10 protein-coding genes are annotated in these 9,277 nt (G+C 61.3%); 1 reads left to right on the top strand and 9 read right to left on the bottom strand.

The genetic code is table 11. The features are described 5' to 3' along the window. From AC1D1P_RS07745 to AC1D1P_RS07780, 8 genes are all read right to left on the bottom strand, one after another. Positions 1 to 508: nitrogen regulation protein NR(II) (locus AC1D1P_RS07745; RefSeq protein ID WP_477672585.1), on the bottom strand; the 508-nt coding region annotated here is incomplete at its 3' end. Between the two features lie 41 nt (positions 509 to 549). After that, positions 550 to 1,083 (bottom strand): hypothetical protein, encoded by a 534-nt coding sequence (locus AC1D1P_RS07750; protein WP_477667927.1) that lies wholly within the window; start codon positions 1,081 to 1,083, stop codon positions 550 to 552. A 181-nt stretch (positions 1,084 to 1,264) separates the two neighbouring features. Continuing rightward, positions 1,265 to 2,680 carry a type I glutamate--ammonia ligase gene (glnA, locus tag AC1D1P_RS07755; protein WP_477672586.1) on the bottom strand — a complete coding sequence of 472 codons (1,416 nt, stop codon included), beginning with the start codon at positions 2,678 to 2,680 and terminating at the stop codon, positions 1,265 to 1,267. Positions 2,681 to 2,908: 228 nt separating this feature from the next. Then, positions 2,909 to 3,733 carry a competence/damage-inducible protein A gene (locus tag AC1D1P_RS07760; RefSeq protein ID WP_477667928.1) on the bottom strand — a complete coding sequence of 275 codons (825 nt, stop codon included), beginning with the start codon at positions 3,731 to 3,733 and terminating at the stop codon, positions 2,909 to 2,911. 24 nt (positions 3,734 to 3,757) lie between these two features. After that, complete coding sequence (locus AC1D1P_RS07765; RefSeq protein ID WP_477672587.1) at positions 3,758 to 4,684, bottom strand: EI24 domain-containing protein; 927 nt, start codon at positions 4,682 to 4,684, stop codon at positions 3,758 to 3,760. 156 nt (positions 4,685 to 4,840) lie between these two features. Next, on the bottom strand, positions 4,841 to 5,797 hold the full coding sequence (locus AC1D1P_RS07770) for a sterol desaturase family protein (RefSeq protein ID WP_477667930.1): 957 nt from the start codon (positions 5,795 to 5,797) through the stop codon (positions 4,841 to 4,843). 5 nt (positions 5,798 to 5,802) lie between these two features. Then, entirely contained in the window at positions 5,803 to 6,660 is an 858-nt protein-coding gene (locus AC1D1P_RS07775) for a polysaccharide deacetylase family protein (protein WP_477672588.1), read from the bottom strand. 142 nt (positions 6,661 to 6,802) lie between these two features. After that, on the bottom strand, positions 6,803 to 7,819 hold the full coding sequence (locus AC1D1P_RS07780; protein ID WP_477672589.1) for a YVTN family beta-propeller repeat protein: 1,017 nt from the start codon (positions 7,817 to 7,819) through the stop codon (positions 6,803 to 6,805). A gap of 141 nt (positions 7,820 to 7,960) precedes the next feature. Between AC1D1P_RS07780 and AC1D1P_RS07785 the strand changes: the two genes are divergently transcribed. Then, positions 7,961 to 8,767, top strand: coding sequence for an alpha/beta fold hydrolase (locus AC1D1P_RS07785; protein ID WP_477672590.1), 807 nt, complete (start codon positions 7,961 to 7,963; stop codon positions 8,765 to 8,767). A 119-nt stretch (positions 8,768 to 8,886) separates the two neighbouring features. On the opposite strand, the gene AC1D1P_RS07790 is transcribed toward AC1D1P_RS07785, so the two are convergent. Continuing rightward, positions 8,887 to 9,277, bottom strand: a 391-nt coding sequence (locus tag AC1D1P_RS07790; protein ID WP_477672591.1) for a putative pterin-binding protein, incomplete at its 5' end; no start/stop codon positions are given.

Consider the following 9,277-nt stretch of genomic DNA (forward strand, 5'->3'; position numbering starts at 1 on the left):
GCGCAGCGCCGCGAATACCGCCCAGCGGGTTTTTGATCTCGTGGGCCAGGTTGCGGATCAACTCCTTATTGGCCTGCGCCTGGTCGATCAGGCGTTCTTCGCGCTCCTGCTTGGCTTGCTGCTCCAGCGGCAGCAGCTCCACAATCGCCTCACCCGGGGTGTCGGTTTGCGCCACCACCACATGCACGGGCAGCGGTTCGTGGTTCAGGCGCCTGAGCCACGCGTCGTAACGCAGGGCGGCAAATTCATTGCTGCCCGCACCCTCCAGCGCATTTTGCAAAATGAGCGGCTCGGTAAAGCAATCGGGGAGCTGTGAGCCTTCAATGGTCCGCCGCGAGGTGCCCAGCGCATCTTCCAGCGCGGCATTGGCAAACACCACGGTGCCGTTGGTACGCACCACTGCCACCAGCGTGGCCAGCAGGTCAAACGCCTGAAAGCGCGGGGGAAGTCCTTTGACCGGGACGGACGATAAAGCGACGCGGATGGAGGGCTTGTTCAAGCCGTCCATTTTCCTCCAGAAGCCGGCTTACTGGGACTTGCCGCGCTGGTTTAATTGGCGACGAGCGCAGCAGGCGGGGGGCCAGGCAGGCGGGAAATTTCGCGCTTCAGGCCGGCAATATCACTCTGGTTACGGGTGATGCTGTCCTTGAGCTCGGCCACGCGGTCCAGGTAACGCTGGTAGTTACGGCCTTCAATGCCCTGTTTCTCAGGTTCGCCGTTGTTGAATTCTTTTTGCTGCTCGGCCAGCTTGGCTTCGGCCTTTTTCAGTTCGGCCTCAAGGATGGCGCGCGAATCGTTGTCGCGGGCCCGCTGTTCGGGGCTGCCATCGGTGCGCGGGCCGCTAGAGCCTGCGGCCGCAGCCACGCGAACCGCGGCTTTGGGCACCGGCGTGCTCTGCATCACCGTCACATTGCCGCCGGACAACAGTTTGCAGCTCCGGGTTTGGGCGTCTTTTGTGTTGTTGATGTATTCAGGGGCCGCACCCCCGACTCCTGCACAGCGGTATACCTGCTGCGCCCATGCAGCATTCCCCGCGCCAGCCAGCAGCAACGACAAGGTAGAAAGCAATAAGGTGTGTTTCATAGGTACTCCCGATGCCCAATAAGGGCGAGGACGGTCTATCAGTATGCGGCAAAGGCGCCGAAATACAAAGCCAGCAAACCCACAACCGGCCGGGGCAATAAAAAAGGACGGCATCTGCCGTCCTTTTTTGACCACAAACTGTGTAAATAAACAGTAAGCGGTTGGGCTTTCGCCCCCCTGATTACAGGGAGTAGTACATCTCGAATTCGATGGGGTGGGTCGCCTGGCGCAGGCGGGTCACTTCACCCATCTTCAGTTCAATGTAGGCGTCAATCATGCTGTCGGTGAACACACCGCCCTTGGTCAGGAAGCTGCGGCCCACGTCAAGCGCGTCCAGCGCCTGGTCCAGGCTGTGGCAAACGGTTGGCACTTTTGCATCTTCCTCGGGTGGCAGATGGTACAGATCCTTGGTGGCGGCTTCGCCTGGGTGGATCTTGTTTTCCACGCCGTCCAGGCCGGCCATCATCAGGGCCGAGAAGCCCAGGTAAGGGTTCATCAGTGGATCGGGGAAACGCGCTTCGATACGGCGGCCCTTTGGATTGGCAACGTAAGGAATGCGGATCGATGCCGAACGATTTTTAGCCGAGTAAGCCAGCTTGACCGGCGCCTCATAGCCAGGAACCAGACGCTTGTAGCTGTTGGTGCCTGGGTTGGTGATGGCGTTCAGGGCACGTGCGTGCTTGATGATGCCGCCGATGTAGTACAGGGCGAAATCAGACAGGCCTGCATAGCCGTCACCGGCAAACAGGTTTTTGCCGTCTTTCCAGATGGACTGGTGAACGTGCATGCCGGAGCCGTTGTCGCCGACAACAGGCTTGGGCATGAAGGTGGCGGTTTTGCCGTAGGCGTTGGCCACGTTCTGCACGACGTATTTCAGGACCTGGGTCCAGTCGGCGCGCTGAACCAGCGTGCTGAAACGGGTACCGATTTCGTTCTGGCCGGCGCCGGCCACTTCGTGGTGGAACACTTCGACGGGGATGCCCAGCGATTCGAGGATCAGGGCCATCTCGGCGCGCATGTCTTGCGTGCTGTCGACAGGAGGCACGGGAAAGTAGCCGCCCTTGACGGTAGGACGGTGGCCGCGATTGCCGCCTTCGAGCTTGGCGCCGGAGTTCCAGGGTGCTTCGTATTCTTCGATCTTGAAGAAGGTGCCCGACATGTCAGTGTTCCAGCGCACGTCGTCAAAGATGAAGAACTCTGGCTCAGGGCCGAAGTAAGCGGTGTCGCCCAGGCCGGAAGCCTTGAGGTAAGCCTCTGCGCGCTGCGCGATGGAGCGCGGGTCGCGGTCATAGGCTTTGCYGTCGGCGGGCTCGAGCACGTCACAGCTCATGAACAGAGTGGTTTCTTCAAAGAACGGATCGATGTTGGCCGTCTTTGGGTCAGGCATCAGTTGCATGTCGGAGGCTTCAATGCCCTTCCAGCCGGCAATTGAGGAGCCGTCGAATGCATGGCCYGACGTGAATTTGTCTTCGTCAAAGTGGGACACGGGCACGGTCACGTGCTGTTCTTTGCCCCGGGTATCGGTAAAACGGAAGTCAACAAACTTGACCTCGTTTTCCTTGACCATTTTCATGACGTCTGCGACGGTCTTTGCCATCAAAATCTCCTGTTGCTGGATGGGTGGTTGAAAAATCTATTCGGGCTGTCGAATGCACTTTTTGTGCCACAGACATTGGCGCTTCAGTTTCCCGCCAAGCCCCGGATTGTGCCGTGATCTGGCTTCAGTTCCAGCCTTTGGCAGGCTGAAAATGCAAAAAACACCGGCCGACAACGAATGCACCATGATCGTGCATTAACATAAGCGCACAAGATTGGTGCAAAAAAATCAACGCACCAACTCAGGGCCAAACTTCAGGTCAAATTTGTGCAGCCCGGCCAGCATGGCCGGATAGGCCAAATTGACCGCCTCGGGCGCGCCTTTGACGCCCAGTTCAATATGGCGGCCATATTCCGGGTGATCCACGCTGGGCAGGCTAAACACTTTCACTCCCGCATGGGCCGCTTCAATATCGAGCATCAGGGGCGTGAGCATGGCCTCCATGGACCCAAAAATGATCACCGACTTCTCGGTGTAAGGCGATTTTTGGTGCAGGTGGGCGTACTGGTTGTCGAGCACCCATTCAATCATCGGCCAGGCCATCACCGGGAAGCCGGGAACGAAGTGAACCGCCCCCTGCCCCGCCCGGCAGGTAAAGCCCGGAATCTTGTTGTAYGGATTCGGAATAATCTCCGCGCCGACCGGAAACACGCCCATGTTCAGGCGGTGGATGTTGTCGTCGCGGTCAGGCTCGTAGGGTGTCCCCTGCTCTTTCGCCACATCCGCCATGCGTTCGAGGATCAGTGTTTTGGCCGTGGGATGCAGCGCAAGGTCAACGCCCAACGCTCTGGCGGCGCACTGCCGGGTGTGGTCGTCAGGTGTGGCCCCTATACCGCCGCAGGAGAACACCACGTCGCCGTTCTCATGCGCCGCTGCGAACGCGCGTGCCAGCGTGGCCGTGATACGCGCCGGATCGTCGCCGACGTAGTCGGCATAGGCCAGCTGCAAGCCGCGCGCACCCAGCAGTTCGATGGCTTTCGGCAGGTGTTTGTCGGCTCGTTTGCCGGAAAGGATTTCGTCGCCGACGATGATGAGGCCGAATTGTGGGGTCATGTTCAGGCTTGCCAGGTAATGGGTTCAGGGTTGTGATTCGGGCTTGCCGCCCAGCGAACCGAAGCTGGGCGCCGGCCCGGGGAGGGCATCGGGGGCCAGCTCATTTGCTATCGATTCAATAGCTGCTTGCGCAAGCGGGTCGGGCGCCAGGGCATTATTCTTCTTGCGAAGTTGTTCCAGGGCCGACAGCGTGTAGTGCGCAAACCAGAGCGAGGAAAACGCAAACACCAGGGTGTAGATCCAGATGGCCACCGGCACCAGGATGGGCGCCATGGCTACAAACATCGCGCCCGAGGCCCACAGCAGGCTGGGTGCCGCGCCCAGGTAGCCGCTGAACACACCGATCGCCAGCAGCGGCAGGCGATGTTCCTTGAATATCTGGCGCCGCTCTTCACTGCTGGCGTGGTCCACCATGGCGTCATAAGACATGACGCGGTAAGTCAGCCAGCCCCAGATCAGCGGGGGCAACACCAGGATCAGCGGGGGAATCAGCCAAAGCGGAATCGAAACGACCAGCGCCACCACGGCCAGCAAGGTCGAGCCCAGCGACCAGAACAAACTGGTGAACAGTGAACCGCCCCGTTTGCGCTCCATCTGGGGAAAGCGCCGTTCAGCCACCAGGGCCACCATGGCCGGTGTCATGAGCAGTGCCACGAAGAGCAACGCCACGATCACAATCACGGGGATCGCCAGGAACAGCAACAACGCCGGAGCCAGCACCGTGCGCAGGTCGCTCAGGCCGAGGCCCTCAAGCCAGCGCACCAGCGTGCCGACAAGCTCATAGCTTCCGATCTGCGACCGGATAGCTTCCACGGCATCGTTCCAGAAAAAATATCCCAGGCCGAGCGAGATCACCACCATGATGATCAGCGGCAGGACGGACAACGCAATGACCCGCGGGTGCAGGCAATACATCGCGGCGCGCCAGAAGGCGTCTAGGAGTTTGCTCATGACCGACAGGATAACGCAGCCCCATGGCTACCGAAAACACGGCGGATGTCTTCAACCCAGCATGAGCCGCGGGACTGGCTTTGCCAGACCGCAGGCGGGCGGCCCCCTCGGGGGGGCAGCGCATTACACGAAGTGAAAAGCGTGGGGGCTCATGCTTCAGGCCCGGCCAAACAAGCGCTTGAGGCCCATCCATTGCTGCGACCAGAAACCTTTGCCGTAGTCGCGGTTGGCTTCGACCTGGTCGCGAATGCCCGTCGGGTCATAGCGCTGCTCAAAATTGACCGTGCGGAACAGCATGTCCCACCAAGGGAGCAGCACGCCGAAGTTGTGGCCCCCCAGCGTTTTGGGGCCATGGCTTTCGTGGCCAATGCCGATGCTGTGGTGCAAACGGTGAAAGCGCGGGCTGATCCACAGGCGCTCGCCCACCTGCCCGAACCACATCCGCACATTGGCATGCTGAAAGCTTTCGCTGAGCTGGGTAAAGGCCACGATGGCGATGAACTGCCCCGGTGCCACGCCGATGAGCTGGGCCACCAGCACGACGATGGAGTCGACCAGGATGTCGTCCAGCAGGTGGTTGCGGTTGTCGCTCCACATCGTCATCTGCCGCTGCGCATGGTGCAGCGAATGCAGGCGCCACCACCACTCGATCTGGTGCTGGCCGCGATGCGTCCAGTACGCCACAAAGTCAAACACCACGAGGTAAATCGCGAAGCTGACGAGGGCGTTGTCCGTCACACCCGGCCAGAGCTGGTCTAAATGAAAAGTGCCGTAGCCGGCCGTGCGCAGCGCGCCAAACGCCTCGTCAAACCACGGGTCCAGCGTGAAAAACAGCGCGATGCGAAACAAGCCCAGCCGGTGGATCAGGGTGTAGAGCACATCGGTGCGTATGGTGGCCCGGTCCAGCACGGGCTCTACCGGCCGCCAGCGCTGCAGCGGGCCGACGATGGCCAGCAAGATCAGCACCTGGATCACGCCCACCATGAACCAGGCAGTGGCGTCGTAGCCGTCTTCCAGCAGGTTGCCCATGCCCAGCGCAAACATGGCCGGCTGCACGGCGGACTCAAACAGCCACTGCTGCGCCATTGAAAAGAGATCGCTGAACCAGTCCATGTGGCTTATTTTGAAGGCCTGGCAGGTGCCGGCGTGGCCTGCGACGCAATCCAGTCTTTGTACTGGGGATGTTCAGCCAGGGTTTTGAAGCAAAAGCCCCGCGACTGCAGGCCGGTGATGAGCGGCTCCAGCACGGCAGGCGCCCAGGGGTCCTTGCGCGACCAGATGCCCAGGTGGGCCAGCAGGATGTCGCCGGAGCGGATGTCGCGCAGCGCCTTCTTCAGCAGGAAATCATTGCCGAACCTCTCGCTGGCCAGCTCATCACCCAGGAAACCGGCGGGCGACCAGCCCACATGCTCAAAGCCGCAGGACTTGGCCGCTGCCAGCAGCGCGGGCGAAGTCTTGCCGCCCGGCGCGCGAAAAAGCGGCAGTGTTTTTTTGCCGGTGATTTCTTCGAGGCGCTTGCTGGACTTGCCGATTTCTTCGCAGTACTGCTTCGCCGTCCAGGTGAAGTCCTTGCCTTCCAGCGGGCCCGCAGAAGGCCGCATCCTGAACTGYACCGGTGTATCGGGTGCGCCGGGTACATCGCCCCGCCAGTAAACGTGGTCCCAGGTGTGCGAGGCAAATTCGTGGCCTTCACCCGCCCGCGCCTTCCACCAGCCAGCCCACTGTGTGCCCAGGCTGCCATCGCCGGTTTGCGTGCGCTCATTGGCGGCAAAAAAGGTGACCTTGACCTTGTGCCTGTTCAGCACGTCAGCCATCAGCGGCGCAACAGCCATGTGGCCAGTGTCCAGCGTCAGGTAAACGGGTTTGCAGGCCGCTTCGGCCGGCTGCGGCGCGTTTTGTGCGGATTTTTGTGCATTGTTTTTGCCTGTAGCCCATACAGGATGAGCGCAAGCAGCTACAAAAACGATAGCAAGCATCGTCTGCAACAGACCAGCCGTAGCGGCGGTCGGCGGGGACTTTTCAAGCAAGCCGGGGCCGCGGAACCGGCTTCGCYGGGCCGCAGGCGCAGCGGCCCCCCCGGGGGGCAGCGACCCACACGAAGTGGGGGAGCGTGGGGGCCTATCTAGCGGCGTGGTCAAGCGTCCAGACGCCATGGGGGCTCTTTCCAACATTGACCTGCCGGACGATCTTGTGGCTTGCCACGTCGATCACCGTGAGCTTGCGTGCCCAGCGCGATGTGACCAGTATCTGCTTGCCGTCACGGCTCACGTCGATACAGTCAGGGCCGCCCGGCGCGGGGTAGTTGTCCACCACTTCCAGGGTCTGCAGGTCGATCTTGCTGATGCTGTTGGCCACGCGGTTGCTGACCAGCACATGGCGTTTGTCGCCGAAGGCGCGGAACGCGTGCGCTCCGGCACCGGTCTTGATGACCTTGGTGCGCTGCGGTTGCGCTCCGCTCACGTCATACACCTCGACGGCGTCGCCGCCGGTCAGGCCCACCAGCAGGTGCTTGTCGTCGGCTGTGCCGTACACGTCGGCCGGGATGGAGCCGGTCTTGACGCGCCACTTGATGGACTGGCTGGGCAGGTCGATGGCGATCAGCTCGTCGCTGTCCTRCATGGTCGAATAAACCGTGGTGCTTTTGGTGTCTATCCACAGATGGCTTGGCGTGCGACCGGTGGCCACGCGCCTGGCCAGCGTGATGTCCTTGCCGTCCCACTTGTAGATGTCGATGTGGTTGAGGCGGTTGGCGGCCGTGACAAACCATTTCATGTCGGGAGAAAAGCGCAATTGGTAGGGGTCGATGATGCCGCGCACCGTGCGCTGCACTTCAGCGGTTTTCGGGTCGATGAAGGTGAGCGAGTCCGACAGCGCGTTGGCAACAATCACCGACTTTTCATCGGGCGTGAGGTACAGGTGATGCGGCTGCTTGCCGGTGGCAATGCGTCTGGTTTCCGTCCAGGTGGCCGGGTTGATCACGCTGACACTGTCTTCGAGCGAGTTCAGCACAAAAACAGGCGTTGTGATTCCCGAAAGTGCGGCACCAGCGGCGGCCGTCTGGGCAAAGGCGGTGGAGCATGCCAAACCGGCAAGGGCAAGCAGCCAGGCGGCGGCAAAACGGACGAAAACATTCACAAAAACGGTCTTTCTACGTGCAACCGGCTAGTGTACCGGGCGTCAGCGATGGCAAATGCGTAAAGGTGCCCAAAAGTCCTCTGCGGCCCCTTTTCCCAACGCCAGATTCGCCCAATCGTTTACATCCTTTACGATGCAACGATGAATTTGATGGAGATCAACGGCGCGCGCCTGGAGGTCAGGCACATCGCCGGGCGCGTCGACCTCGCTCCGGTGGTTTTCCTGCATGAAGGCCTGGGCTCGGTCAGCCTCTGGACGCAGCGCGGCCTGGACTGGCCCCAGGCGGTATGCACGGCAACCGGGCGGGCGGGTTTGGTGTATTCGCGGCGCGGCTACGGGCAGTCAGAGCCCGTACCAAACGTACGCGGTGAACCGGCAGAGCAGAACGGCCAGCGCACCGGCCGCCTGTTGCCCGACTACATGCAACGCGAGGCCTGGGAAGTGTTGCCCGCGCTGCTGGATACGCTGCGGGTTGAAAACCCCGTGTTGCTCGGCCATTCCGACGGCGCCAGCATCGCCCTGCTCCACGCCAGCCGCCACCCGGTTTCGGCCTGCATCGCGATGGCACCCCACGTGCTGGTCGAAGACATCGCAGTTCAGGCCATTGCCCAGGCCAGAACCGCGTTTGAATCAGGAGGTTTGCGCGAGCGCCTGGCTCGTTACCACGCGGATGTAGACGTCGCTTTCTGGCAATGGAACGATGTCTGGCTGTCACCTGCCTTTCGCAGCTTTGACATCCGGCCGGAGTGCGCGCGCATTGCGGCGCCGCTGCTGCTCATTCAGGGGCTTGAGGATGAGTACGGCACGATGCGGCAGCTGGACGAAATTGCACTGGCAGCACCCCATGCCCGGCAACTGAGGCTGGCCGCCTGCGGACACTCACCTCAGCGCGACCAGCCTGAAAAAACGGTTGAAGCGATCACTGACTTTCTCAAAGACATCGATTGAACCGTCCGGCATCAGCTACGTTTTTTATAGCTGCCTGCGCCCGCACCTATTGGTCCACAGGCCGATTTCATTTAGGAAAACAAGGCCTGGACCGTCATTTCAACGGGAGCAGGCGCCGCTCAAGCCTCTTTGACTTCGATGTGGTACATCGCCCACGGGCAGGATGCAAAGCGCGCCGGCAGCGGCTTGGCAGCCATGTCGGAAAAACGGTCGGCATCGTACACCGCCCAAAGCGGACCCAGCCCACCCAGCGTCATGGGCTGGCCGTCCAGGTGGGTGGCAACGATGAAGCGGTATTTGCTGGCTTCGGCGGCGGTGACCTGGGCTGCGTAGCCGTCCACGGCGCGCAGGAAAAGCGTCGTCTTGTCGGTCAACTTCACGCCTGTAGCTTTCATGACATCGGCCAGCAAGGGGCCTTTGAGGGTGTGTGGCTTGCTGTCGTATTCCAGCGTCGGCTTGATGGTGACGGCCGGCAGCGCGGTGAGTGCGGCAAAGTCAAAGGCATGGGCC

It is taken from the genome of Polaromonas sp. P1_E1_2 (genome assembly GCF_056406035.1).

What these genes read in the sequence shown, in the direction of transcription:
- AC1D1P_RS07750 (WP_477667927.1), bottom strand. Translation starts at nt 1,083, where the DNA reads ATGAAACACACCTTATTGCTTTCTACCTTGTCGTTGCTGCTGGCTGGC.
- AC1D1P_RS07765 (WP_477672587.1), bottom strand. Translation starts at nt 4,684, where the DNA reads ATGAGCAAACTCCTAGACGCCTTCTGGCGCGCCGCGATGTATTGCCTG.
- AC1D1P_RS07770 (WP_477667930.1), bottom strand. Translation starts at nt 5,797, where the DNA reads ATGGACTGGTTCAGCGATCTCTTTTCAATGGCGCAGCAGTGGCTGTTT.
- AC1D1P_RS07785 (WP_477672590.1), top strand. Translation starts at nt 7,961, where the DNA reads ATGAATTTGATGGAGATCAACGGCGCGCGCCTGGAGGTCAGGCACATC.